The following is a 25,597-nucleotide window of genomic DNA, read 5'->3' as shown; positions in this document are numbered from 1 at the left end:
CGCCCGACGCTACGCGGGTGCGCCTGTACCCGCGTCGGTCCGGGGTGCCGGTCGATCGAGCGGAGGTGCGGCGACGTCGAAGTCGACGGCGGAGGTCGGGGCAGGCGTGGTCGGCATCGCCGGGGCAGCGGGCTCGTCCGCGGCGTCCGCGGCGTCGAGCACGGCCCGGGTCGCGGCCACTGCGGTCCGGAGCGCGTCGGCCAGGGGCATCGCCCGGTGCGCGGCCGTCCGGACCTCGACACCCCAGGGCTCCTCGTGTCCGAGCCCCCGGAGCACGCGGACGAGCCCGGGCAGGTCCCATGCGCCCGATCCCGGCAGGTGTCGGGCACTGCGGGACTCCTCGGCGAGGGTGAGTCCGGACGGGGTGTGCAGCAGGCCGTCGCTGAGCTCCACCGCGGCGAGCACCTCCGGCGCGACGCCCTGGGCGATCGAGGCGAGTGTGGAGCCGCCGCGGAGCGTGTGCATGGCGTCCAGGAGCAGCCCGGCGTTCGGGTGGCCGGCCGCGGCGACGAAGCGCGATGCCCGCTCGACGGTGGGCAGGTTCGACCAGGGCTCCGGTTCGAGGACCAGGCGGGCCCCGACCTTCTCGGCCTGCGCGGCGAGGTCGACGAAGTCCGCGGTCATCGCCGCTGGCGTGACCGGGTGGACACCGGTGTCGGCACGGACGACGACCTGCCAGGCGCCGAGGGTCGCTGCCGCTTCGAGCACGACCCCACGGTCGGCCTCGTCGTCCGTCGAGCGTCCGCCGTGGCTCCACCAGCGGTCGAGGGGGCCGAGCTGCACCCAGACGATCCCGGCTCGGTCGAGGGCACGTCGCAGTGCCGTGAACCCGGTCGTCGCCCGCACCTCGTGGAGGTCGTCCAGCGACAGTGACAGGCCGGAGAACCCGGCATCCCCGACGGCTCGGACCCGGTCGGCGATCGGCTCGTCGCCCGCCCAGGTCCAGGACGTCGCGAGCAGGTCGTGTTCCTGCACGGCGCACCTCCTCGGTCGGGACACGCACCCGTCCCCGGCGCGCTCGGCGTCGAGCACGCTCGCGGTGTCCCGTGGTCTGGCGCCGATGGTCCCCCGGCGTCACCGACCGGTGTACGCCTCGGGCCTGCGGACGTTCCCAGCGGTGCGTGGTCGCGCACCGTCCGACCGCGCCCGGAGGTCAGACGATACGGGTCGTCACCGTTCCGACCTCGGCGACGAAGCCGGTGACGACCTGGCCGCGCTGCAGCGGCCCGACGCCGTCCGGGGTCCCGGTGAACAGCAGGTCACCCGGGGCGAGGGTCACCCACCGCGAGAGCTCGGCGATCGTCTCGGCTACCGACCAGACCTGGTCGGCCAGGTCGCCCGACTGTCGCAGTGCTTCGTCCACGCGGAGGCCGATCGCACCGGTGGTCGGGTCGACCCCGGCGGCCGGGACGAGCGTCCCGACCGGGGCCGAGGCGTCGAAGCCCTTCGCCAGGTCCCACGGCCGACCGAGCCGCTTGGCCTCGGCCTGCACGTCGCGACGCGTCAGGTCGATGCCCACGCCGTAGCCCCACACCAGGTCGAGGGCGTCCGTCACGGCGACGTCCGACCCGCCACGACCGAGCGCGACGACGAGTTCGACCTCGTGCTCGAGACGGTCCGTACCCGGCGGGTAGGGGGTGTCGGCGCCGTCTGTGACCAGGGCGCTGGCCGGCTTCGTGAAGAAGAACGGCGGCTCGCGGTCAGGGTCGTGGCCCATCTCCCGGGCGTGGGCTGCGTAGTTGCGACCGACGCAGTACACCCGACGGACGGGGAACCGACCGCCGGCCGTGGTCGGCAGCGTGGGCTGGTCCGGAGCGGAGATGACGAGGTCCTGCACGTGCCCAGCCTGGCACGTCGACTCCCGGCGAGCGAGGCGTCCTCGTGGAGATCGTGCCGCTCCCGCGCGCGTGCCCGCTCCTGGCGCTCCCGCGACTCCTGCCGGAGGTCCTCGAGCAACTCCAGCCGCCCCTCCGGCTCCACGAGGGGGCCGTAGTGCGGGTCCGCGAGCAGGATCTCGACAGCGCGCTCGACCCTGGCGAGCCGTCGCTTGACCAGGTCGTCGGGTTCGTCGGTGACACCGCGCTCACCCATCCGACGTCCGTGCCCCGAGCCTCACGGCACAGGACCGGCCACGCGACGGGCGTGACCGGTCCTGTGGACGGTTCGCAGCGCCTCCAGGCTGTGCAGGAGGAGCGTGCAGGAGACGCGGGACGTCAGTTGCCGGGTGCCGCGCCCTCCGTCTCGCCGGCGCCCGGGTCGCCCCCGGTCCCGCCGTCGGTCGGCTCGTCCTGCGGCCACCCTCGGAACTCCCAGCCCGACAGCGACGGGTGGTCCTCGCCCTTCGAGTAGGCGAAGGTCCGCGCGGCGTCCCGCGCCTCGGTGAGCTTCGCGAGCAGGTCAGCGTGCGCGTCGGCGTCGACCCGCGACAGTGCGTCGTGCGCCAGCGAGAAGCGGTCCATCTCGTTCAGCATGAGCATGTCGAACGGCGACGTGGTGGTGCCCTGCTCGAGGAAGCCGTGCACGTGCAGGTCGTCGTGGCCGTTCCGGCGGTACGTCAGCTGGTGCACGAGCGACGGGTAGCCGTGGAAGGCGAACACCGTCGGCGTGCCGGGCAGGAAGACCTCGTCGTAGCGCTCGTCGCTGACCGGGTGCTCGTGCTTCCGCGGGTCGCCGAGGGACAGCAGGTCCACGACGTTCACGAAGCGGACCCCGACCTCGGGCGCGTGCTTCCGGATGATGTCCGCGGCGGCGACGGCCTCGACCGTCGGCACGTCACCGGCGCTCGCGAGGAGCACATCGGCGCGTCCGACCGTCTGCTCGGTGCCGGCCCAGTCCCAGACGCCGAGCCCGGCAGCCGCGTGCGCGACGGCGTCCTCGAGGGTCAGGAAGACCGGCTCGGGGTGCTTCCCGGCGACGATCACCTCGATGCGGTCCGTGGTCTCGAACGCGTGCGCTGCCACGGCGAGCAGGGTGTTCGCGTCCGCCGGGAGCTTGATGCGCACGAGGTCCTGCTGCTTCGAGGCGACGACGTCGAGGAAGCCCGGGTCCTGGTGCGAGAAGCCGTTGTGGTCCTGCCGCCACACGTGCGACGACAGCAGGATCGACAGGTTCGACACGGGCGCGCGCCAGTCGATGTCGGTCGACGACTCGAGCCACTTCGCGTACTGCCCGACCATCGAGTCGATGATGTGCGCGAACGCCTCGTAGGTGTTGAGCAGTCCGTGGCGGCCGGTGAGCACGTAGCCCTCGAGCATCCCCTCGAGCAGGTGCTCCGACAGGACCTCGATGACCCGGCCACGAGCGCCGAGGTGCTCGTCACCGGCCGCGCGACGGGCACGCCACACCCGGGAGGTCACGTCGAACACGGCGTCGAGCTTGTTCGACACCGTCTCGTCGGGCCCGAACAGGCGGAAGGACGAGCCGTTCCGCGAGGTCAGCTCCGCGAGCCACGCCCCGAGGGTCGCGGTCGAGCTGGCGTCCTCGCCGACGGGGACCGCGTACGGCTCGAGCGGCGGACGGTCGAGCGCGGTGCGGATGCGCCCGCCGTTGGCGTGCGGCGTGGCGCTCATGCGGAGGTCGCCCTGCGGCCGGATGGTCGTGAGGATCCCGGTCGGCTGGCCGTCGGCGTCGAACAGCTCGTCCGGGCGGTAGCTCCGCATCCACTCCTCGAGCTGCTCGCGGTGTCCGGCGTCCTCGCGCACGGCCGGCAGCGGGACCTGGTGGGCGCGGAAGGTGCCCTCGACGCGCTCGCCGTCGACCTCCTGCGGGCCGGTCCAGCCCTTCGGGGTACGGAGCACGATCATCGGCCAGCGCGGACGCAGGTCGGCTGCGCCTGCCGGCTGTCCGGCTGCGGCCCGTTCGGCCTGGGCCCGAGCGGCGGCCTGGATGTCGTCGATGCTCGCGAGCGCGCGGCGGAGGGCACCGTCGAACAGCGCGTGCACCGCGAACGGGTCGTGGTCCACGCGTGCGGAGTCGACGACGATCGGCTCGTACCCGAGGCCACGGAAGTACGCGGTGAGGTCCTCGTCGGGGATGCGCGCGAGGACGGTCGGGTTCGCGATCTTCCAGCCGTTGAGGTTGAGGATCGGCAGCACGGCCCCGTCGGACACCGGGTCGAGGAAGGTGTGCGCCTGCCAGGAGCCGGACAGGGGACCGGTCTCGGCCTCGCCGTCACCGACGACGCACGCCACGACGAGGTCCGGGTTGTCGAGCGCCGCGCCGTACGCGTGCGCGAGCGAGTAGCCGAGCTCGCCGCCCTCGTGGATGGATCCGGGCGTCTCCGGGGCGGCGTGGGACGGGATGCCGCCCGGGAACGAGAACTGCTTGAAGAACTTCCGGAGCCCCTCGGGGTCCGGCGTGATGTCCGGGTACAGCTCGCCCCAGGTCCCCTCGAGCCAGGCGTTCGCGTTCATCGCGGGGCCACCGTGCCCGGGCCCGCACACGTAGAGGAGGTCGCGGTCGGTCTCGGCGATGAGCGCGTTGCAGTGCGCGTAGACGAGGTTCAGCGCGGGGGAGGTGCCCCAGTGCCCGAGCAGGCGCGGCTTCACGTCGTCCGGGTCGATGGGACGGGTGAGCAGTGGGTTGTCGAGGAGGTAGATCTGCCCGACGGTGAGGTAGTTCGCGGCGCGCCACCAGGCGTCGATCGCCCGGATCCGGTCGGTGCTCGGGATGTGTACGGGGGCCATGTCTCCACGCTACGGAGCAGGGGGCCGGAGTTCCCCAGGAACTTCGTCCAATCCGATCGGGCGAGGGCCCCGAATCCCTTGCATCAGCCGGGAAACACCCGGAGCGCTCACCAGCCGCAAGTAGCTGGTTCTCCACCCCTCTTCGGGGTGTGTTCGGCGCGCACACAGGGAATCGCGCCGAGCGCGACAACGGAAGGAACCCACTCATGCGCAAGTCCATGAAGACCTCGATCACCCTCGCCACCACCGGCGCCCTCGTCCTCGGTGGTGCCGCGTTCGGCATCAGCACGGCGAACGCCGCGACTCCGAACGTGCAGACGGTCTCGTCCTCGTCCGAGGCCTCGAAGATCCCGGCCCCGGTCGCATCGGTCCCCGAGGTCAAGGGTGGCAACACCGCCGTCGCACTCGACAAGGGCTTCACCGACGCCCTCACCTCCCTCGGGCTGACCCCGGGCGTCTCCGGCGACGCGAAGCTCGAGGACGGCTCCGTGTCGTTCCCGATCACCGCTGGCTCGGTCACCTACTGGAGCCCGGACGGCAACTACCGCCCCTACGTGCAGGGCCTGCTGGACCACAACGGTTCCGGTCTGACCCTCAAGGCCGGCGACACCACGGTCACGCTCGAGAACTTCGTCGTGAACCCGGGCTCGTCGAAGCTCTACGGTGACGTCCTCGTCAACGGCGAGGTCGCCGCGTCGAACGCCTACCTGTTCTCGCTGCACGGTGGCACGCTCAAGCCGCTGCAGCTCGAGGGTGACAACGCCATCCTGACCGGCACCACCGTCCACGTCTCCGACGACGCCGCGAAGCTGCTCAACAGCACCTTCAAGACCGACGCCGTCAAGGGCGGGCTGCTCGTCGGCACCGCGACCATCACCGCGCAGATCAAGTAACACCCCGCGGCACACCACCGCACCGGCACCACCACGAGAAGGCGCCGCTCCCCACCACGGGAGCGGCGCCTTCTGCACGTCCGGGCCGGCAGCGCAGGCGGGTGCGGTCGATCGGGTCGGCCTGGAGGCACGGCCCAGCGCCGCGACACCGGCCGCGGTCCGGCACGGCGGACGAGGACACGGTGCGCGCCTCGTGCTGCCCAGGTCACGCCCGACGCCACCACCGACGCGGCCGTGCCGCCTGCTCCGCAGCCGCACGGTCGGCGGTCGCCCGCTCGTCCGCGGCGCGGCGGGCGTCCCGCCGCTCGCGCCACCGCTCCACCTCGACGTCGACGTCGCGCATCGGCGTGACGACCGGCGGTCCGCCGAGCAGCTGCCGTCGGGCCTCCTTGACGCGGGCGTTGAAGTCGACGAGGACCGCGCGGACGTCGTCCTCGGTCGTGAGCGCGTCAAGGTGGTCGTCGAGCTCGGCGTCCTCGGTCCGCAGCGCCAGCGCCGGCGGGGCGATGCCGCGGATGTCCTCACGCTCGATCTTCGCCTTGATCCACCAGTCGGGGTCGTGCCGTCCGTCGTTCCCCGGCAGCGGTTTGCCGTGGTACGGGTTCCCCTCGAAGACCCCGCGGCGCTCGGCCTCCTCGATGCGGGCACGAGCGTGCCGTTCGACGTCCTGCAGCCGGAGCAGGCGTCGTTCCTCGCGGACCTCGTCCGGGTCGAGGGAGCCGCGTTCGATCTCGCTGTCCACGAGCTGCTGGTACCGGTACCGGGCGGCTCGCCGCAGCCGGTCCATCCGTGCATCGACGTCGTTCATCGCCCGTCCATCATGCGCCGCACCGCCGACGGTGTGCTCAGCGGCCGTCCACGCTGGCCGGTCGCCGTCGAGCCGTTCGGCGCACACCTCGGAGCGGTCGCGGCCGCCGGGGGCCACGGTGAGGGCATGGGATCCCTGCCGCTCTGGATGCTCGTCGTGATCTTCGTGGCCGGTGCCGCGGTGATCTGGGTCGCAGGCATCCAGCTCTCGAAGACCACCGACGTCCTCGACGACCGGCTGCACCTCGGGAGCGCGCTCGGCGGGCTCATCGTCCTGGCCGTCGCGACGAACCTGCCCGAGATCGCCATCACGGTCAGCGCGGGCCTGTCCGGCAACATCGAGGTCGCTGCCGGCAACATCCTCGGTGGCATCGCCCTGCAGACCGTCGTGATCGCGATCCTCGACGCCTTCGGCCGACGGGGCAAGGGGGTGCGGCCGCTCACCTACCGTGCTGCGTCGCTGACCCTCGTGCTCGAGGCGGTCGTCGTCGTCGCGGTGCTCGCCGTGGTCGTGGCCGGCAGTCAGCTCCCGCCCGACCTCGTGGTCGCACGACTCACACCGGACGTGGTGCTCATCGCAGCCATCTGGGTCGTCGGGCTCCTGCTCGTGCAGCGCGCCGGCAAGGGGTTGCCGTGGCACCAGGACGGCCGGGCGCCCGACGCGTCACCGCACGCGTCGGGGCACCGGACACGGAAGCAGGACCCACCGCGGATGAGCACCCGGAAGGCGGCGGTCGTCTTCACGGTGTCGGCCCTCGCGACGCTGGTCGCCGGTGTCGTCCTCGAACGTGCGGGTGATGCGGCGTCGGAGCAGATCGGGCTGTCCGGGGTGCTCTTCGGCGCCACGGTGCTGGCCCTCGCCACGAGCCTGCCGGAGATCTCCACCGGCATCCAGGCCGTCCGGCAAGGCGACGACAACCTCGCGATGTCGGACATCTTCGGCGGCAACGCGTTCCTGCCGGTGCTGTTCCTGGTCGCCACGGTGCTGTCCGGCAAGGCGGTGCTGCCGCAGGCGAACGCGAGTGACGTGTACCTGACGGCCCTCGCCGCGCTGCTGACGCTGGTCTACGCGGTCGGCCTGGTGTTCCGGCCGGCGCGGCGGATCATCGGCATGGGCGTCGACTCGTTCGTCGTGGTCGTGCTCTACCTGGTCGGGGTCGCCGGCCTCGTGGCGATCACCCTCGGCTGAGCAGCGCACGACCGTCGCGGTCGGGCGGGCACCACCGACCCGCCCGTCCGGGTCCGCGCCCGGTTCACGACTCGGCGGCGACCTCCTCGATCGTCAGCGCCGCCTGGATGAGCGCGAGGTGGGACAGCCCCTGCGGGATGTTGCCCATGAACGCCCCGTCCTCGGCGCTGAGCATCTCGCTGAACAGGCCGACGTCGTTCGCCTGCGCCACCATGTCGTCCATCAGGGAACGGGCATCGTCCACCCGACCGGTGCACGCCATGGCGGCCGCGAGCCAGAACGAGCACGCGACGAACGGCGACTCCTCCTGGTCCATGCCGGAGTACCGGTAGACCAGGGGGCCGTGCTGCAGCTGTTCCTCGATCGCGCGGATGGTCGACGCCATGCGCGGGCCGCGGTCGAACGACGACATCGCGTGCAGCAGGATCGAGGTGTCGATCGCGTCGGACCCCGGGTACATCACGTAGTACCCGCGCTCCTCGTCCCACCCGTGTTCGGCGACCCACTGCTCGATGAGCTCGCGGTTCTCGATCCACTTCTCGCGCGGTCCGTCGATCATGCCGGCGTCGTGGAGCTCCACCGCAGCGTCGAGCGCCTGCCAGCACCCGACCTTGCTCGACACGTAGTGCTGCGCCTCCTGGAGCTCCCACATACCGGAGTCCTGCTCGGGCCATCGGTGGCAGGCGTCGTCCGCGAGCCGCTCGAGCACGCTCGCGGTCTGGCGGTCGAGCACGTTGCCCGCCTTGACGTACTGACGGAGGATCTCGAAGACGTCACCCCAGACACCGAGCTGCAGCTGGTCGCCCGCACGGTTGCCGATCGTCACCGGACCGATGCCGTTCCACCCGGGGACGTCGCGCTCCTCGACGCCGTCGGTCTTCTCGCCGTTCAGGTCGTAGAAGATCGGCATGGTCTCGTCGTGCTCGGCGATGGTCCGCATCACCCAGGACACCGCCGCGTGCGTCTCCTCGCGGAGCCCGAAGCGGGTGAGGGCGTGCACGGTGTACGACAGGTCGCGGACCCAGGCGAACCGGTAGTCCCAGTTCTTGCCGCCCGTGCGGTCCTCGGGCAGGCTCGTCGTCGGCGCCGCCGCGATCGCACCCGTGGGCGAGTAGATGAGCAGCTTCAGCGCGAGCGCACTGCGCTGCACGGCGTCGGCCCACGGGCCGTCGTACGAGAAGGTCTCCGACCAGGTCGACCAGTTCTCGATCGTCCGGTCGACCGCGTCGAGCGTGCGCTCCGGCTCGGGCATGAAGATCGGCTCGTTCTCAGTACCGACGATCGTCAGGATCGACTTCGACCCCTCGTTGGTGGTGAAGCGTCCGGAGAACCGAGGCCCGTCGTCGTGCACGGGCTCGAAGCCGTGCTGCACGATGCCGATGGTCACGCCGTCGATACCGATCACCGTGCCGTTGGCCGTGTCGATGCGTCGCGGCTCCGCCGTGTTCAGCAGGGTGCCGGGGACGACCGCCCACTCCATCTCGACGGTGCCGGAGACACCCTGCACGCAGCGGCCGATCTCGGCCCACGGCAGCCGACCGGCGACGCCGGTGACCATCGCGTCCGTGACCGTGCAGGACCCGCTGTCGGTCGTCCACGTCGTGACGAGCACGTTCGTGCCCGGCAGGTACTCGCGCTCGACGCTGGCGTCGCCGGTGGGACGGAGTGCGATGTGCCCCCCGTGCTCGGCGTCGAGGATGCTCGCGAAGACCGGTGGGGAGTCCATCGAGGGGATCGGCAGCCAGTCGATCCGGCCGTCGCGTGCGACGAGCGCGACCGTGCGGCCGTCACCGATGGCTCCGTAGGAGCGGAGCGGCACGTAGCCGTCGGTGCGCTCCTCGTTGTCGTTCGCGTCGGGGGTGTCGCGGGTCCGTTCGGTCATACCACCAGCCTGCCCGGCCCGGCGGGGCGACCATCAGCCGGGCGTACCCCGCTGTGGACGGTCGTGGTGTGCCTCCCGACCGTGCAGGAACGGCCGGGAGAACCGCGACACGCCCGGGTGAGTTGTGCGGCCCGGGCGTGTCGCACTACTGTCGGTCCTCCTGCCCGTCGGGCAGGACCGCCCGCCCCGGGCACCCACGGAGGGACCGCGATGCACGCCCAGCAGCACAGCAGCCGCCTCGAGCGCCAGCTCGATGCGCTCGTCGTGCTGCCCGCGGTGCAGTACGCGAACCCGTCCCTCCGCGAACCCGCGTAGGCACGCGCCGTCCCCCGACGTCCCGTGCCCACCCGGCCCGGGGCGTCCCTCCCGTCGTTCCTCCACAGGTGCACTGCACCGAGCCGGAGGCGCAGGATCCGTCCGCCCCGGACCGTCACCACGACGGCCGCCCGGCCGTCACCACGACGGCCGCCCGGCCGTCGATGACCGTCACGACGAAGGACGAACACCGTGGAGAAGATCAACGACCGTTTGCTCAGCTGGGCCTCGATGCTCGAGGAGAACACCGAGCAGCAGGCCCGCACGACGGCCCGGATGCCGTTCGTGTTCCCGCACCTCGCGCTGATGCCCGACGCGCACCTCGGTCTCGGCGCCACCGTCGGCTCCGTGATCCCGACCCTCGGCGCCGTCATGCCGGCGGCCGTCGGCGTCGACATCGGCTGCGGCATGATCGCGGTGCGCACGCAGTTCGCTGCCGCGGACCTGCCCGCCGACCTGCAGCCCCTCCGCGAGCAGATCGAGCGCGCGGTCCCGCTGTCCGCCGGGGCGTCGAACCGGAAGGTCGTCGCCACCGCCGAGCCGCGGATCGCCGAGCTCGAGGCGATGGCCGCGGCCGCCGGGTTCGACCCGGCCGGAGCACACGGCGGCTGGCGGAACCAGCTCGGCACGCTCGGCTCGGGCAACCACTTCATCGAGGTCTCGCTCGACGAGCAGGACCGGGTCTGGCTCTTCCTGCACTCCGGGTCGCGCGGCGTCGGCAACAAGATCGCCCAGCGGCACATCGCCGTCGCCAAGCGGATGATGCAGCGCTGGTGGATCGAGCTGCCGGACCCCGACCTGGCCTACCTCGTCGAGGGCACCCCGGAGTTCGACCGCTACATCGCCGAGCTCCGGTGGGCGCAGCACTTCGCGCTCCTCAACCGCGAGGAGATGATGGACCGGGTCGTCCGGCAGCTGTCCGAGGTGCTCGGCCAGCCGGTGGACGAGCAGGAGCGGATCAACTGCCACCACAACTTCACCCAGCGTGAGACGCACTGGGGCAAGAGCGTGTGGGTGTCCCGGAAGGGTGCCATCCAGGCGAAGGCAGGGCAGCCCGGTCTCATCCCGGGATCGATGGGGACCGCTTCCTACGTCGTCGAGGGGCTCGGTGACAAGCCGTCGCTCGAGTCCTCGCCGCACGGCGCCGGTCGGCTGTTCTCGCGGTCCGCTGCCCGGCGGACCTTCACCCACGAGCAGCTGCGCGAGGCGATGGCGGGGATCGAGTACCGCGACACGGACGCGTTCCTCGACGAGATCCCCGCGCGGCCTACAAGCCCATCGACCAGGTCATGGCGGATGCCGTCGACCTGGTGACGGTCCGGCACACGCTGCGGCAGGTCGTCAACGTCAAGGGTGACTGACACCGGACGGGGAGGCGCGTGGCCGTCCGCCACGTGCCTCCCGTCCGGCGCTCGTCCCGACACGCGGTGCGCCCCGCTGCGGACAGCGGTCCGTGCGTCGGGCACGCTCGAAGGGATGAGCGACCAGGCGGAACGAGCAGCACGCGAGACCGGACGACAGGCGAAGCGTGTCGCCGACAGCAGGTGGTTCGAGCTGACGGCGCGGGCCGGGTACGTCGGCAGCGGTGTGGTCCACCTGCTGATCGGGTACCTCGTCGTGCTCCTCGGGATCGGGAACGCGTCCGGGGGCAGCGAGACGGACCAGTCGGGAGCGCTGCGGCAGCTCGCCGAGGTCCCCGGAGGCGTGGCCCTGCTCTGGGTCGTCGCCGTCGGCACCGCAGCGCTGGCCCTGCGGCTCCTGCTCGAGGCGGTCGTCGGCGGCCGGTCCGACAGCGCCCGCGGGTGGGCGGCACGGGCGAAGGACGTCGGCAAGGCGGTCGTCTACGGCGTCGTCTCGTACTCGGCCGGGTCGTTCGCGCTCGGGGCCGGCACGAACTCCAGCGGGTCGACCCGGAGCGCGGCGGCAGAGGCCCTCGCGACGCCCGGCGGGGTGTTCCTGCTGATCGCCGTCGGTGCCGTGGCGATCGCGATCGGTGCGGCCCTGGTCGTGCAGGGGTGCCGTCGCTCCTTCTGGAAGCAGCTCGTCCGGCCGCGGCAGCCCCTCGACCGTGCCGTGACCGTGCTCGGGACCGTCGGGTACGTCGGCAAGGGGATCGCCGTCGCGGTCGTCGGGGTGCTGATCGTCGTCGCCGGCGTCCGGAGCGACCCGGACCAGGCGACGGGGCTCGACGGGGCGTTCGACGCGCTGCGCGACCTGCCCGCCGGATCGGTGGTGCTCGTCGCGGTCGGCATCGGGTTCCTGGCGTACGGCGTCTACAGCTTCTTCCGCGCCCGGTTCGCGCGCCTCTGACCCGAGCCCGCGTCGGTCGGTGCGGTTCGCGCGAGACGCCGGCGTCGGTCCGTGTGGACCGCTGTGAGACGCCGGCGTCGGTACCGGACGCACCCGAGTCGTCGAGGCGCCGCCGGATCCGACGGCGTCTCGCCGGGATGAAGGCGTCTCCGTCCGACGCCGGTGTCTCGGGCGGTCTCCGGCCCCCGCGGTCCGACCGAGTCCGCCGCATCTCGCTGGCAGGTCGTGCACGCCGGCCCCGGTAGACGGGACGCATGCACACCGACGCCGTGACCGGGCCCGTGACCGTCTTCTGCGACGAGCAGGCGGTCCTCGCCGAGAGCATCGTCTGGGACCCGACCAACGAGCGGCTCCGCTGGACCGACATCACCCTGGGCCTGCTCACCACCGCCCGCGCGGACGGCACGGTCGAGTCGAGCGTCGCACTGCCGCCGCCCCTGGCGAGCTTCCAGCCACGCGCCGCCGGCGGGTTCGTCGCGGCGTTGGGCGACACGGTCGTGCTCACCGACGAGCGCGGCGTCGTCGAGCGCGAGCTGGTGCGGGTGCAGCACGCGACCACCGAGATGCGGTTCAACGAGGGCAAGTGCGACCCCTTCGGTCGGTTCCTCGTCGGCAGCATGGACCTCTCCGACCAGGACCCGGCGGGAGCGCTGTACTCGGTCGAGCCCGACGGTACGACGCGCGTGCTCCGCGGGGGCTTCGGCGTGACCAACGGCATCGAGTGGTCGGCGGACGGCAGCGTGATGTACGTCACGGACACGAGCACCTCGACGATCTACCGCGGCTCGTACGGCCCCGACGGCGTGCTCGGCGAACTCGAGCCCTTCGTCAGCGGCGCCGCACACGACGGGCTGGTCCGCGACGACGAGGGCTGCTTCTGGACGGCGGTCTACGGCGCCGGCCGGGTGGAGCGCTGGGACGCCGAGGGCCGACACCTCGAGACCGTCGAGGTGCCCGCGCCGAACGTGACCTCCGTGGCCTTCGGCGGACCGGACGCGTCGACGCTCTTCGTCGCCACGGCGCGCGAGAACAGCACCGAGGAACAGCTCGAGCAGTACCCGCACTCCGGGGCGGTGTTCGCGGTCCCCACCCGGGTGCACGGCGCGCCCGCTTCCGCGTTCGGCGGCTGAACGGCGGGTACGGTGGGAGGTCGCCGATCCCAGGAGGCCCCGTGACCGAACAGGACGACCAGGACGACCGGACCCCGCCGCCCGCACCCGACCCCGCCGGTGCGCTCGCGCGTGCCGAGGACGCCGACGTGCAGGTCGAGGTCGACCGGATCGCCGTCGACGGCACCTACGTCCGGGTGAGCTCGATCGGGCAGCCGGGCGACCGTGCGTTCGTCCTCGTCGCCGGTCTGGGCATCGCCGCCACCTACTACGAGCGGCTCGCGCCGCACCTCAACGAGAACGGCCCGGTGCACGCCCTCGACCTGCCGGGCTTCGCCGGGGTCCCGCGCTTCCGTGGTGCCGTGTCGATCGAGCGCTACGCCGACGCGGTCGAGCAGGTCATCCGCGAGCTGCGGCTCGAGGACCCGGTGCTCGTCGGGCACTCGATGGGCACCCAGGTCGTCACCGAGGTCGCCGCGCGCAACCCGCACATCCGCGACCTCGTGCTCATCAGTCCGGTCGTCGACAGCCGCGCCCGGAGCATCCCGATCTCGGCGCTCCGCTTCCTGCGGTCGGCGCTGCACGAGCCCGCGGCCGTCCGCTGGCACGGGGTCACCGCCTACGCGCTCTGCGGCTGGCACTGGTTCCGGAAGGTGCTGCCGGAGATGATCGCGTTCCCGATCGAGGACCGCGCCGCCGAGGTGCGGGCGCGCACCCTGATCGTCCGCGGTGAGCACGACGCGATGGTGCCCCGTGACTGGGTGCGGTCCCTCGCCCGGGTGTTCCCGCACGCGGTCCTGCGCGAGGTGGTCGGCGGCGCCCACTCGGTCATGCACGCGCAGGCGGACGCGGTGGCCCGCCTCGCGGTGGCCCTCGTCGACGGGCAGATCACCGACCGTGGCGTCGGCTCGCTGCAGCGGGTGCGCGACGACACGACCTCGTCCGACCTGGCCCGGCTGGGTCCGAAGGATGCCTGGCTGGTCGTGAAGTCGCGCTTCATCGAGCTCTTCGGCATGGCGAAGGGCGACGACGAGCAGCTGGAGCGGGCGAAGTCCGCGCACGCGGTCGCGATGGCCGACGGCGACGGCATCCCCGTGGACCCGGACGACCGCCGCGAGGTGGTCGACGACGTCGCACCCGAGGTGCGCGACCGGTCCTGACCCGGGCACCGCGAACACGGCGACGGCCTGGAGGCGCGACCCGACCCCGTCAGGTCGGGCCGCGCCTCCAGGCCGCCGGCGTCAGGATCCGCGGGTCACGGCGTGATGCGGCCCGGCAGCATGTCCCGGGTGAGCCCGTTGGCGTCGGCGAGCACCCCGCGGGCCTCGTCCGTCTTGTCGGAGACGTTCCAGAGCAGGACCCCGCGGACCGTGTCGTCGTCGTCCAGGTAGTAGACGACGCCGGTGGTGAGCGGCTCCTGCCAGTCCTCGACGGTCTGCAGCTCGGTGGACACCTGGCCGACGGCCTCGTACCCCGTGTCGAAGACGTTCGAGTAGAACATCGGCGTGTGGTCGTACGTCTCGTCCGCGTCCGCGAGGTTCCGGCCTGCCTGCCGGCCCTGCTGCTTCGCGTTGTCGACGTGCTCGACCCGGCGCGTGCCGAGGATGCGGTCCGGGTACTCGGCGACGTCGCCGGCGGCGAACACCGACTCGTCGTCCGTCACCAGCGTCGACGACACCACGATGCCGTCGCGCACGGTCAGACCCGCGTCGGCGGCGAGCTGCGTCTGCGGTTCGATGCCGAGTCCGGCCACGACCGCGTCGGCCTCGAGGACCGACCCGTCGTCGAGGGTGAGGCTGACGCCGCCCTCCGACTCCGTGCCCTGGTCGACCCGTCGTCCGGTGCGGAGCTCGACGCCGTGGTCGACGAAGCGCTGCTGGAAGGCCCGGGCGAGGTCGTCCGGGAACATGTGCCCGCCGAGGACCTCGTCGGGCGTCACCAGGGTCACCCTGGCGCCGTTCTGCACGATGCCCGCGGCGATCTCGGTGCCGATGTAGCTGCCGCCGACGACGGCGACGTGCGCTCCGGCGTCCGCGAGGGCGCGGAGTCGGCGGTAGTCGTCCGCGCTGCGGAAGTCGAGGACCCGCGACGAGGGCGACAGGCCGGGCAGGCTGCGCGGTTTCCCACCGGTCGCGAGCAGCAGGCGCTCGTAGCCGTGGGTCTGGCCGTCGTCCGTCGTGACGGTCCCCGCCTCGCGGTCGATCGCCGTCACGACGGTCCCGAGCACGAACGTCGCCCCGGTCTCCTCGGTGTGCAGGTCGACCTTCTCGTCCCAGCTGAAGTCCGGGTCGGTCCAGAGCTTCTTCGACAGGGCCGGACGGGCGTACGGACGGTCGGTCTCCTCGCTGACGATGCCGATCGAGCCGTCGGCGTCGATCTCGCGGATCCCGCGGGCGGCAGCGTCGGCGACCATCCCGCCTCCGACGATCAGGTAGCGGAAGTCGCTCATGGTCCTCCTAGATGGTGGCGACCGAGCCGGAGTCGACCCGGTAGTTCGACCCGTTGACGAAGCTCGCCAGGTCGGAGCAGAGGAAGGCGACGACGTTCGCGACCTCCTCGGGCTCCCCGCGGCGGCCGAGCTCCATGTACGGACGCTGCTCGTCGAGGAAGTTCGAGATCGCCTCGTCGAACGAGGTCCCCTGCTCCTTCGCGCGCTTGTCCATCATGGCGTCGGTCATCGGGGTGTGGATGAAGGCCGGGCTCACGGTGTTCACGAGCAGGCCCTCGGACGCGTACGACCGCGACAGGCCCTTCGCGAACGACAGGACACCGGCCTTCGCGGCGCAGTAGGGGAGCTCGTCGTCGTAGGGCTGCGAGGCGTCCTCGGACACGAGGTAGACGATGCGACCCCAGCCGCCCTTGCGCAGGTCGCCGATGAACTCGCGCGTGATCCGCACCGGGCCCATCAGGTCGACGTCGATGGTGTCGAGCCAGCCCTGCTCGTCGATCTCGTGGAACATGCCCTGCGCACCGGTGATGCCCGAGGACTGCACGAGGATGTCGATCTCGCCGACGGCGTCGCGCACCTTGCCGTGCAGCGCGGCGAGGGACTCGGCCTCCGTCACGTCCGCGGCGAAGGCGAAGAGCTTGCCGTGCGGCGCCTCGAGCTGGTCGGCGCTCGTGTCGAGTCGTCCCTGGTCGAGGTCGGTGACGACCACGGTCGCACCCTCCGCCAGGAGGATGCGAGCCGTGTTCCAGCCGATGCCGGAGTCGCCACCGAAGACGAGCGCGACCTTGCCGGTGATGCCGAGGTCCACGTCGCGTCCCCTACTCGTGCTCGGAGGCCTCGGCGACGGCCGGGGTCGTGGCGGCGGCGAGCGGCGTGCGCGGCTCGCGGTTCTCGGCCGAGACCATCCAGGCGAGCTGCTCGAGGCGCTCGATGAAGCCGTGGAGCAGGTCCGCGGTCGTCGGGTCCTCGTCGTCGACCTCGTCGTGCACGTCGCGCATGGTGCCGGTGGCCTGGTAGAGCCGGAGCGTGATCGCGTCGATGGCGTCGTGCGTGTCGATCTCCCCGTCCGGGAAGGCGTCGAGGTGCGTCCCCGCGGCGACCGTGGCCGAGCGGCCGTCCGGGATCGCGTAGAGGGCGCGCATGCGCTCCGCGGTGTCGTCGGCGAACTCACGCGCGGCGTCGACGATCTCGTCGAGCTGCAGGTGCAGGTCGCGGAAGTTGTGTCCGAGGATGTTCCAGTGGGCCTGCTTGCCCTGCAGGTGCAGGTCGACGAGGTCCACCAGGACGGCCTGGAGGTTGGCGGCGAGCTTGTCCGATGCGTGCATGATCGGCTCCTTTCGCGGTCGGTGACCCTTCTGGTCTACGCGGTCGCGTGCTCGGCGTTCCCAGTGCGCGTGCACCCTGGCGTCCCCCGCGGGGTGGTCGGACGCGCGGACGGCACCGGGGTCAGTGCTCGAGCGCGGGGTCCACCTGGTCGACGGCGTCGCGCATCCGCTCGAGGAACGTCGCGACGACACGCGCGTCGGAGGTGGACAGCCCCTCGGCGATCGACATCATCCGCCGGTGCATGGTCCCGAGGGTGGCGCGGACCTCGTCGTCGGTCTCGGTCGTGGGGGTGATCACCAGTGCGCGACGGTCGGTGGGGTGCGGCTCGCGGCGGACGTGGTCCGACTTCACCAGGCGGTCGATCAGGATCGTCGTCGAGGCCGACGAGATCTTCAGGTAGGCGGCCAGGTCCTTCGGCTTGACCATCCGACCCGCACGCTGTGCCTGCAGCAGGTAGCGGACGGCGAGCAGGTCGGTCTCGCCCATGCCCATCGAGTCGCGGGTCCGTCGCCGCATCGCGGTCTCGGCGGCGCGGTAGCGACGCAGGGCGTTCAGCACGGCGACGCCGCGCTGTGTGGCGTCGTCGTCGGGGAACCAGTACCCCGACGCCTCCGTGATCTCCTGCGTCGACATGCCGTTCAGGGTAACCCGTCTGGTATCTCGCCTGCCTAGCGGATCCGCGTGCTGTGGACGAGTCCTCGGCGCTGCCCCGGACGGAGGGGAGGCGCGGTGCCAGCCGGCACCGCGCCTCCAGACCGTCTCCTGGTCGCCCGACGGCGACCGGGCGGATCAGGCGGCGACGCGCTCGTCCGCCGCACCGGCCAGGGCGCGGAGCGCGCCCTGCACGAGCTCGACGACCTCGGCGTCCTCGCGCGGGTGGGTCTCCGCGAACCGGACCACCGACTGCGGGATGGCGACCTTGACGTCCTCCAGGACCTTCGCACCCGCGATCCCCGCCGACTTGCGGGCGTCGTCGTGTGCCCACACACCGCCGTACTGGCCGAACGCCGAGCCGATCACCGCGAGCGGCTTGCCGGACAGCGGCGACGAGCCGAAGGGCCGCGAGCCCCAGTCGAGCGCGTTCTTCAGCACGGCCGGCATCGTGCCGTTGTACTCGGGGGTGACGAGCAGGACCGCGTCCGCTGCGGCGACGGCGTCGCGGAAGGCGACGGCGGCGGCCGGCGGGGTGTCGCCGTCGATGTCCTCGTTGTAGAAGGGCAGGTCGACGATGCCGTCGAACGTCGTGAGGGTGATCCCCTCGGGGGCGTGCTGCTCGGCAGCCTCGGCGAGCTTCCGGTTGATCGAGCCGGCGCGCAGGCTGCCGACGAGGGCGAGGACGTTCGTCATGGTGGATCCCTTCTGTCCGTGACCGTTCGGTCACGGAATGGTGTCAGGGACAACCAATGTGCTCGCTGAGTGCGCCATTCCCGATCGGACCACCACTCGGGTCCCGCTGGGTACGGTGGCCGGGTGAGCAGCCACCGGACGCCCGCCAGCAGCCCGCGCACCACCGACCCGGACTGGTGGCGTCAGGCCGTCGTCTACCAGGTGTACCCGCGGAGCTTCGCCGACACCGACGCGGACGGCCTGGGGGACATCGCGGGCATCACGAGCCGTGTGCCGTACCTGGCGTCGCTCGGCGTCGACGCGGTGTGGTTGTCGCCCTTCACCCCCTCGCCGCTCGCCGACGGCGGGTACGACGTGGCGGACTACCGCGACGTCGACCCGCGCCTCGGCACGCTCGACGACCTCGACGCGTTCGTCCGCGCCGCACACGAGCACGACGTGCGCGTCATCGTCGACGTCGTGCCGAACCACACCTCCGACCAGCACGAGTGGTTCCGCCAGGCGCTCGCCGCAGAGCCGGGGTCACCCGAGCGGGCGCGCTACGTGTTCCGTGACGGAGCGGGGGAGTCGGGCGAGCTCCCGCCGAGCGACTGGGTGTCGAACTTCGGCGGCAGCGCGTGGACGCGGGTGCCGGACGGCCAGTGGTACCTGCACCTGTTCGCGCCCGAACAGCCCGACCTCGACTGGTCGAACCCCGAGGTGCGCGCCGACTTCGAGCACACTCTGCGGTTCTGGTCCGACCGCGGCGTGGACGGCTTCCGGGTCGACGTCGCGCACGGGCTCGCGAAGGACCTGTCGACGCCGTACCGTCCTTCGAACGAGAAGGCGCTGCCGCTGGACGGCTCCGACCCGCTGTACGACCGCGACGAGGTGCACGAGATCTTCGCGACGTGGCGCTCCGTGCTCGACGAGTACGACCCGCCCCGTGCCGCGATCGCCGAGGCCTGGGCGCCGGCCCCGCGTCGCGTGCTCTACGCCCGGCCCACCGAGCTCGGGCAGGCGTTCAACTTCGACCTGCTCGAGGCACCGTACGACGCACGGGCCTTCCACGAGATCATCGAGCGGAACCTCGCCATGTCGGCCGAGTCCGGCGCTTCCTCGACCTGGGTGCTGTCGAACCACGACGTCGTGCGGCACGCCACCCGCTACGGCCTGCCCGACGGCACCGACACGGATGCCTGGCTGCTCACCGACGGCACCGAGCCCGAGCTCGACCGTGGGCGCGGTGGACGTCGGGCGCGTGCGGCGACGCTGCTGATCCTGGCGTTGCCCGGGTCCACCTACCTGTACCAGGGCGAGGAGCTCGGCCTGCACGAGGCGCCCGCGATCCCCCACGAGCTCCTGCAGGACCCGAAGTGGATCCGCAGCGGGCACACGGTGAAGGGGCGGGACGGCTGCCGGGTCCCGATCCCCTGGACCCGGACGGGGCCGTCGTTCGGCTTCGGCGACGTCGCACCGCACCTGCCGCAGCCGGAGGACTTCGGCGACTCGTCGGTCGAGGCCGAGGACGGCGACCCAGCTTCGACGCTGTCGCTCTACCGGCAGGCGACGGCGGCCCGACGACGGCTGCAGCAGGGCGAGGAACTGACGTGGCTCGACGCCGGTGACGACGTCGTGGCGTTCGCCCGGCACGAGGGCTGGCGGTCCGTGACGAACCTCGGGACGTCCCCGGTGCCGATGCCGTCGGGCACGGTGGTGCTGGCGTCCGGGCCGCTCGACGCGGGCGAGGGGATGCTCCCGGGCGAGACCACGGTGTGGCTCGGGTGAGTTCGGTACGGCCGGGGTGGCTGCGCACATCCCTGCACAGCGGCTGGTCTCGGGACTGTTCTCCCCAGAAGGGCTCGACGGCCGCTGACGGGGTGGTCCCGCTCGCGACGATCGGGGCATGACAGACACCTCGATCCCGACAACCACCCACCGCGTCGCACACCCCCGACGGTGTCGACGCCCGCGGGGTGCGATCACGGCCGGACTCGTGGCCCTTGCCGTCCTGGCGGCGCCGGCGCTCCTGCCCTCCAGCTCCTCGGCGGACGACCTCGCGTTCCCCTACCGCAACGGCTTCGACTCCGCCGCGGGCGGCACCCTGAGCGGCGACGCGCAGGTCGTCGACGGGCGGCTGCGGCTCACGGACCAGACGAAGGACCAGGCCGGAGCGTGGTCGACGGACGACACGTTCCGCTCGGACCTCGGACTCGACATCGAGTTCTCGTACGCCATGTACAACACGGTGGGCGACCAGGGTGCCGACGGGCTGCTGCTCTTCCTGGCGGACGGCAGCGCACCACAGGGCGTCGGAGCGTACGGCGCAGCGCTCGGGTACGCCTGCCGGTCGAGCGAGACCCAGGGCGGCGGGCGGCCCTGCGACCTGCCCGGCGTGCCGGGTGGCTTCGCGGCGGTGGCGGTCGACCACTACGGCAACTTCTCGCAGGAGATCAACCTGTCCGGGCTCGGGCGCCGACCGGACTCGGTCGTGGTCCGGGGATCGGGTGACGGCACCACCGGCTACCGGTACGTCGACGGGGTCCAGGCTCCCGGCGGCACCCTGACCGACGGGCCGACGAAGCGGAAGGTCCGGGTCAGTCTCGTGCCGGGGGCGTCGGGGGAACTCTTCATGACCGTGCGCCTCGAGGACGGGGGGCTGCTCCGCACCGTCCTCGACCGCGTGCCGCTGCACGGCGACGCCCAGGCTCCGCTCCCGGACACGCTCCGGCTCGGCTTCTCCGCCGCGACCGGCAGTTTCGCCGACGTCCACGAGGTCGACGACCTCCGGGTCTCCCAGCCCGTCGACCTCGGCGTCACCCAGGAGCTCCCCGCGTCCGGTCGGCCCGGGCAGCCGTTCTCGTACACCGTGACCGCGTCCGACGCCGGCCCGAACCGGTCCGACCCCAGCGCGCTGCACGTCGACGTCCCCGACGGTCTGCGGGACGTGACGTGGACCTGCACCGCGACCGACGGATCCTCCTGCGGAACGGCCAGCGGGACCGGCGACGTGGACGCCGGGCTCGACCTGATCCCGGGCGGCGCCGCGACGGTCACCGTGTCCGGGACCGTCGCGGACGACGCCTCGGGGGCGCTCGAGAGCACCGCCACCATCGCGCCTCCGGCGTCGCTGTCCGACGTCGACGAGTCCGACAACCGGTCCGTCGAGACGAGTCCGATCGAGGCGGCGCCGGCGCTCGAGGCGCAGCTCGAGACCGACAAGTCGGTGTCCCCGTCCGTCGACGTGGCACCGGGGGACGAGGTCGAGTACCTGGTGACGGCGAAGAACCGCGGTCCGGACCCCGCGCACGACGTGGGCGTGGTCGACGACCTGCCGGCGGCGATGCGCTTCACGGGGTCCGAGGACGACTGTTCGGCCGAGGGACAGCACGTGACGTGCCGGTCCGAGGGGGACCTGGCGGTGGGTGGGACGCGCTCCTTCCGCATCAGGGCGGTGCTCGACCCCGGCTACACCGGCGACGGGTCCGACGTCGTCAACGTGGCGACCGCGACGTCGCCCACCGATCCGGACGGGGGCGACCCGTCCCCGGAGGTCACGATCGGCGTCACGGTGCCCGGCGACGGCGACGGCGACGGCGACGGCGACGGTGAGGGTGACGGCGGTGACGAGGGCGACGGCGACACGGGCGGCCCGACGCCGGCCGGCTCCGCGAGCGCTTCGCCGACGCCGGACGCTCCGATGGCTGCGCGCGGCGGGCGGACGGGCGGCGGAGGGGCCGGCGCCGGGGCCCTCGCGTACACCGGCGCCGAGGGGCTCGGGCTCCTCGCCGCCCTGGCTGCTGCCGCCGTCGGGCTCGGGGCCGGCGGCTGGTGGGTCGCACGACGCCGGCGCGCGGCCGACGACCCCGACTGACGGGGAGCGCGCCACCGCCGGTCGGGGCGCTCGGACCCCGGTCGGCGGTGGTGGCTCCCGTCGGCACGGGCTCCGGTCCGACGCCCGGGGCGCCGGCGGTAGACTCGGACCACGATCCGCATGCCCGAAAGAGGTCCCGTGTCCGACTCCGTGGACGACGCCGGCCAGCGCGCGCGGTACTGGCCGATCCCCGTCCTCCGGGCCGTCCCAGCCGCGGTCGTGGCCCTCGTCATCACCTTCTCGTCCAACCACGCCGCCGGCTACGGCCTGCTGCTCTTCGGCGGGTTCGTGATCGTCGACGCCCTCGTGCTCGGGTGGGCCGCCCTGCGCCGCATGCCCTCCGACGAGCGCTCGCGTCCGACCACGTTCGTGCAGGCGGTCGTCTCCCTCGTCGCCGGTGTCGCCGCCCTGGCGACCAACGGCGTCGGGCTCGGCGCGTTCATCACGGTGGTCGTCGGGTGGGCCGTGCTGACGGGAGCCCTCGAACTCGCACAGGGACTCCGAGCGCGCGGCCGGTCGCCGTTCGCCCGTGACTGGACCACGATCGGTGGACTCACCCTGCTGCTCGCCGTCGCGTTCCTGCTGACACCGCCGGACTACTCCCAGCAGCTCGGGGGCGTGGAGCAGGTCACCGGCACCCTGGACGCCGCCGTCGTCCTGGTCGGACTGCTCGGCGCCTACCTCGCCATCGCGGCGGTCTTCCACGTGATCGCCGGACTCTCGCACAAGTGGGGCACCACGGCGCCTGCCGCAGCCCCGGACGGAGCACCACACGCATGAGCACCCCCAGCCGTCGCGACCGTCTGCGCCCCGCCGAGCTCCTCGTGATCTCGGCGGTCGTCGCGGTGTTCACCGGAGCGGTCGTGCTCTTCTCGACGCGTGAGTTCGAACTCGCCCTGGTGTTCCTCGGTGTCGCGTTCATCGTCGTCGTGGTGGTCCTCGCGATGCTCCAGCTCGCGGCGTCGAGCGACCAGGACGACAACGACATGCTCGGCGGCCACAGGACGCCGGGCGAGCGGTCCGAGGGCGACGACTTCCACTGACCCCGCTCCGGCGACCGTCGTGCCCGGCGACACGCCCGGGCGGAGCGGTCCGCGGCCGCGTCGTCAGGATCGGCACCCCGTCCGACACCGCTGGGTGAAGGGGGTGAGCGATGGACGCGACCACGACGACGGACGAGACGATCGTCCGCGCACTGGCGGCCGGTGACCAGGCCGCGTTGGCGCAGGTCTTCGACCGCTACGCCGCGACGATGACCCGGTACGTGTGGGCGATCGTCGACGATCGACACGACGTCGAGGAGGTCGTCCAGGACGCGTTCCTGGTGCTGTGGCAGCGGGCGGAGACGCTGGAGCTGCCGGCGGAGAGCCTGCTGCCCTGGCTGCTCGTCGTGTGCCGGAACCTGGCGCGCAACGCCGGCCGGAAGCGCACGCGGCACCGTGCCGACGAGCTGCCGGAGACGCTCACGGCACCGGTCGACCACACCGAGGCCGCCGAGACGCTGCGCTGGGTCCGTGCCGAGATCGCGGCCCTGCCCGAACTCGACCGGCGCATCTGCGAGCTCTGCCTGCTCGAGGGGCGCTCCTACACCGAGGCAGCCGAGGCGCTCGGGCTGACGGTGGGCGCCGTGACCCAACGGGTCTCCCGCAACCGTCGACGACTCAAGAAGGTGGTGATGCACGATGGACACTGAGCCTCCCGTGGGCGACGAGCTGCAGCGCATGCTCGTCACGATGAAGCAGGGCGTGCTCGAGCGCGCCACCCCGCGTCCGAAGCGGCGTCGCGGGCACACCGGCATCGTCGTCGGTGTGGTCGCCCTGCTCGCGCTGGGCACCGCGTCGGGGGCGGTGGCGCTCACGCTGTCGCAGCAGGACCGTCCCGTGGCGGCCCCGGTGCAGACGCAGGAGCCAGCGCCGGCGCCGTCCGTCACCACCCCGACCTCCGCGCCGATCACGGCGACGCCGACGCCGGCCGCGACACCCGCGCGCGACGCGACCATCCCGGCGTCCTGCCTCGAGACGGTGCCCGCCAGCGAACGGGACCGTCTCCTCCAGGGGACACCCCCCGTCGAGCAGGGACGTGTCGGCGACGTCAGCATGCACCCGGATGCGCTCGGCAACTCCTGGGCGGACGGATGGCCGACGTTGCGGTGCGGATGGATGGACCCCCGGGCCGACGTCACGAGCCTCGAGATCCAGATCGGGACACCCGCTCCCGGTGCCGAGCAGCGCCTGGCGTCGGCACCGATGCGCTGCGAGGACCGCGACGGCGGACGGATGTGCCAGCAGACGACCCGCCTCGCCGACTACCCGGTGGACCGCACGGACACCTTCTTCCTCCGTGGTGACACGTACATCGTCATCACGCAGGTCAACTTCCCGACCGACGGCCTGCTGGACGCCGTCGTCGGGGAGATCTGGGGGGACTGACGGCCGGGAGGCGCGGTGCGGGACCGTCCCGCGCCTCCCGTCCGCCGTTGGGACACGTCCCACACGGCCCCCGGACCTCACCCCACCCGTGCGGCCACGACGTCGCGAGCGAGCGTGCGCGTGGCGCGGTTCGGTTCGGTGTCCGACCGCATCGCGAGCCCGATGCGGAGCGGCTCGACCTCGTCCTCGAGCTCGAGCACGGCGCCGTCGTACCGGACGCCCGGGTCCGGGACGACACCGACGCCGAGCCCGGCCGAGGCGAACCGGATCACCGCCGGCATGTCGTTCATCTCCGCCACGACCCGGCGTCGGAGGCCGAGGCGCTCGAACGCGGCGTCGAGGATCAGGCGGTTGCCGAAGCCGTGCGCGGTGTCGACGAAGGGCTCCCCGGCGAGTTCGGCCAGGGACACCGACGGGCGAGCAGCGAGCGGGTGGTCCGCGGCGGTGTAGACGCGGAAGGGCAGCTCGCGCAGCGGTTCGACGACGACCCCGGGCGGGACGGACGGCAGGCCCGTGTACGCCAGGTCGAGCCGCCCGGCGACCAGGTCCTGCACCAGGCCCGTGGTGCCCGAGGGTGAGGTCATCAGCTCGACGGCCACGAGCGGGTGCCGCCGCCGGAACCGCCGCAGCACCCCCGTCAGGTCGACGACGTCCATGCTCGTGAAGATGCCCAGCCGTACCCGGCCGCGGAGGTCGGCGTCGTCGACGGTCGCCAGGTCCCGCATCCGCTCCAGGGAACCGAGCACCGCGCGGGCGTGCGGGAGGAGGTCCTCGCCCGCTGCGGTCAGCACGAGTCGCCGACCGGTGCGGTCGAACAACCGAACCCCGAGCGAGCGTTCGAGGGAGGCGATCCCGGCGGAGACGGTCGACTGGGCGGCCCACAGGCGTTCCGCGGCGCGTGTCACGGTCCCCTCGGCGGCGACGGCCACGAACTGTTCGAGCAGGCGGGTCTCCATCATCCGAGTATCGATCAGGTCGATGACACTCATCAAGACCACCCGTT

General features: G+C 72.5%; 22 protein-coding genes and 1 pseudogene. 12 read left to right on the top strand and 11 right to left on the bottom strand.

Annotated elements, in window-relative coordinates; translation table 11 throughout:
- Positions 1-9: 9 nt before the first annotated feature.
- From ACIP6W_RS04095 to ACIP6W_RS04085, 3 genes are all read right to left on the bottom strand, one after another.
- Entirely contained in the window at positions 10-975 is a 966-nt protein-coding gene (locus ACIP6W_RS04095) for a sugar phosphate isomerase/epimerase family protein (RefSeq protein ID WP_400428397.1), read from the bottom strand.
- 178 nt (positions 976-1,153) lie between these two features.
- Positions 1,154-1,837, bottom strand: coding sequence for a fumarylacetoacetate hydrolase family protein (locus ACIP6W_RS04090; RefSeq protein WP_311205791.1), 684 nt, complete (start codon positions 1,835-1,837; stop codon positions 1,154-1,156).
- A 376-nt stretch (positions 1,838-2,213) separates the two neighbouring features.
- Complete coding sequence (locus tag ACIP6W_RS04085) at positions 2,214-4,685, bottom strand: phosphoketolase (RefSeq protein ID WP_400428395.1); 2,472 nt, start codon at positions 4,683-4,685, stop codon at positions 2,214-2,216.
- A 206-nt stretch (positions 4,686-4,891) separates the two neighbouring features.
- On the opposite strand from ACIP6W_RS04085, the gene ACIP6W_RS04080 reads away from it, so the two are divergent.
- On the top strand, positions 4,892-5,578 hold the full coding sequence (locus tag ACIP6W_RS04080; RefSeq protein ID WP_066651700.1) for a hypothetical protein: 687 nt from the start codon (positions 4,892-4,894) through the stop codon (positions 5,576-5,578).
- Between the two features lie 205 nt (positions 5,579-5,783).
- On the opposite strand, the gene ACIP6W_RS04075 is transcribed toward ACIP6W_RS04080, so the two are convergent.
- Positions 5,784-6,386 carry a DUF1992 domain-containing protein gene (locus tag ACIP6W_RS04075; RefSeq protein ID WP_066651702.1) on the bottom strand — a complete coding sequence of 201 codons (603 nt, stop codon included), beginning with the start codon at positions 6,384-6,386 and terminating at the stop codon, positions 5,784-5,786.
- Positions 6,387-6,512: 126 nt separating this feature from the next.
- On the opposite strand from ACIP6W_RS04075, the gene ACIP6W_RS04070 reads away from it, so the two are divergent.
- Positions 6,513-7,574, top strand: coding sequence for a sodium:calcium antiporter (locus ACIP6W_RS04070; protein ID WP_400428392.1), 1,062 nt, complete (start codon positions 6,513-6,515; stop codon positions 7,572-7,574).
- Between the two features lie 64 nt (positions 7,575-7,638).
- On the opposite strand, the gene ACIP6W_RS04065 is transcribed toward ACIP6W_RS04070, so the two are convergent.
- Positions 7,639-9,456 carry a glycoside hydrolase family 15 protein gene (locus tag ACIP6W_RS04065; protein ID WP_066651704.1) on the bottom strand — a complete coding sequence of 606 codons (1,818 nt, stop codon included), beginning with the start codon at positions 9,454-9,456 and terminating at the stop codon, positions 7,639-7,641.
- Positions 9,457-9,963: 507 nt separating this feature from the next.
- On the opposite strand from ACIP6W_RS04065, the pseudogene ACIP6W_RS04060 reads away from it, so the two are divergent.
- The 4 genes and pseudogenes from ACIP6W_RS04060 to ACIP6W_RS04045 all read left to right on the top strand — a co-directional run bounded on the left by ACIP6W_RS04060 (position 9,964) and on the right by ACIP6W_RS04045 (position 14,350).
- Positions 9,964-11,132 (top strand): annotated as a pseudogene (locus ACIP6W_RS04060) (RtcB family protein).
- A gap of 115 nt (positions 11,133-11,247) precedes the next feature.
- Complete coding sequence (locus ACIP6W_RS04055; RefSeq protein WP_209684283.1) at positions 11,248-12,081, top strand: DUF1206 domain-containing protein; 834 nt, start codon at positions 11,248-11,250, stop codon at positions 12,079-12,081.
- Between the two features lie 254 nt (positions 12,082-12,335).
- A complete protein-coding gene (locus tag ACIP6W_RS04050; RefSeq protein ID WP_400428390.1) occupies positions 12,336-13,211 on the top strand; it encodes an SMP-30/gluconolactonase/LRE family protein in 876 nt (291 codons plus the stop codon).
- A 41-nt stretch (positions 13,212-13,252) separates the two neighbouring features.
- Positions 13,253-14,350 carry an alpha/beta fold hydrolase gene (locus ACIP6W_RS04045; protein ID WP_251154204.1) on the top strand — a complete coding sequence of 366 codons (1,098 nt, stop codon included), beginning with the start codon at positions 13,253-13,255 and terminating at the stop codon, positions 14,348-14,350.
- 95 nt (positions 14,351-14,445) lie between these two features.
- Here ACIP6W_RS04045 and ACIP6W_RS04040 read toward each other — a convergent pair whose 3' ends face one another.
- The 5 genes from ACIP6W_RS04040 to ACIP6W_RS04020 all read right to left on the bottom strand — a co-directional run bounded on the left by ACIP6W_RS04040 (position 14,446) and on the right by ACIP6W_RS04020 (position 18,312).
- A complete protein-coding gene (locus ACIP6W_RS04040; protein ID WP_251154203.1) occupies positions 14,446-15,639 on the bottom strand; it encodes an NAD(P)/FAD-dependent oxidoreductase in 1,194 nt (397 codons plus the stop codon).
- 7 nt (positions 15,640-15,646) lie between these two features.
- Positions 15,647-16,447, bottom strand: a complete 801-nt coding sequence (locus ACIP6W_RS04035) for an SDR family oxidoreductase (protein WP_251154202.1) — start codon at positions 16,445-16,447, stop codon at positions 15,647-15,649.
- A gap of 10 nt (positions 16,448-16,457) precedes the next feature.
- Positions 16,458-16,964 carry a Dps family protein gene (locus ACIP6W_RS04030; protein ID WP_126891959.1) on the bottom strand — a complete coding sequence of 169 codons (507 nt, stop codon included), beginning with the start codon at positions 16,962-16,964 and terminating at the stop codon, positions 16,458-16,460.
- 121 nt (positions 16,965-17,085) lie between these two features.
- Positions 17,086-17,598, bottom strand: a complete 513-nt coding sequence (locus ACIP6W_RS04025) for a MarR family winged helix-turn-helix transcriptional regulator (protein WP_400428387.1) — start codon at positions 17,596-17,598, stop codon at positions 17,086-17,088.
- A 156-nt stretch (positions 17,599-17,754) separates the two neighbouring features.
- A complete protein-coding gene (locus ACIP6W_RS04020; RefSeq protein WP_209684271.1) occupies positions 17,755-18,312 on the bottom strand; it encodes an NADPH-dependent FMN reductase in 558 nt (185 codons plus the stop codon).
- Between the two features lie 123 nt (positions 18,313-18,435).
- Between ACIP6W_RS04020 and ACIP6W_RS04015 the strand changes: the two genes are divergently transcribed.
- The 6 genes from ACIP6W_RS04015 (at position 18,436) to ACIP6W_RS03990 (ending at position 24,594) form a co-directional block, all read left to right on the top strand.
- Positions 18,436-20,079: a glycoside hydrolase family 13 protein gene (locus tag ACIP6W_RS04015; RefSeq protein ID WP_066651729.1), complete on the top strand. Its 1,644-nt coding sequence runs from the start codon at positions 18,436-18,438 to the stop codon at positions 20,077-20,079.
- A 118-nt stretch (positions 20,080-20,197) separates the two neighbouring features.
- Complete coding sequence (locus ACIP6W_RS04010; RefSeq protein ID WP_400428385.1) at positions 20,198-22,165, top strand: hypothetical protein; 1,968 nt, start codon at positions 20,198-20,200, stop codon at positions 22,163-22,165.
- Between the two features lie 138 nt (positions 22,166-22,303).
- Complete coding sequence (locus ACIP6W_RS04005; RefSeq protein ID WP_235426437.1) at positions 22,304-22,945, top strand: DUF308 domain-containing protein; 642 nt, start codon at positions 22,304-22,306, stop codon at positions 22,943-22,945.
- Positions 22,942-23,208, top strand: a complete 267-nt coding sequence (locus ACIP6W_RS04000; protein WP_066651735.1) for a hypothetical protein — start codon at positions 22,942-22,944, stop codon at positions 23,206-23,208. Before ACIP6W_RS04005 ends, ACIP6W_RS04000 begins: the two co-directional genes overlap by 4 nt.
- A gap of 110 nt (positions 23,209-23,318) precedes the next feature.
- Positions 23,319-23,858, top strand: coding sequence for an RNA polymerase sigma factor (locus ACIP6W_RS03995; protein WP_066651737.1), 540 nt, complete (start codon positions 23,319-23,321; stop codon positions 23,856-23,858).
- A 7-nt stretch (positions 23,859-23,865) separates the two neighbouring features.
- Positions 23,866-24,594 carry a hypothetical protein gene (locus ACIP6W_RS03990; protein WP_400428382.1) on the top strand — a complete coding sequence of 243 codons (729 nt, stop codon included), beginning with the start codon at positions 23,866-23,868 and terminating at the stop codon, positions 24,592-24,594.
- A 77-nt stretch (positions 24,595-24,671) separates the two neighbouring features.
- Here ACIP6W_RS03990 and ACIP6W_RS03985 read toward each other — a convergent pair whose 3' ends face one another.
- Positions 24,672-25,583 (bottom strand): LysR family transcriptional regulator, encoded by a 912-nt coding sequence (locus ACIP6W_RS03985; protein WP_400428380.1) that lies wholly within the window; start codon positions 25,581-25,583, stop codon positions 24,672-24,674.
- Between the last annotated feature and the right edge of the window lie 14 nt (positions 25,584-25,597).

The organism is Curtobacterium sp. NPDC088465, from assembly GCF_044753165.1.
GTDB lineage: Bacteria > Actinomycetota > Actinomycetes > Actinomycetales > Microbacteriaceae > Curtobacterium.
Note: the sequence above shows the minus strand (reverse complement) of the source record. Positions and strands in the feature narration are given on the sequence as shown.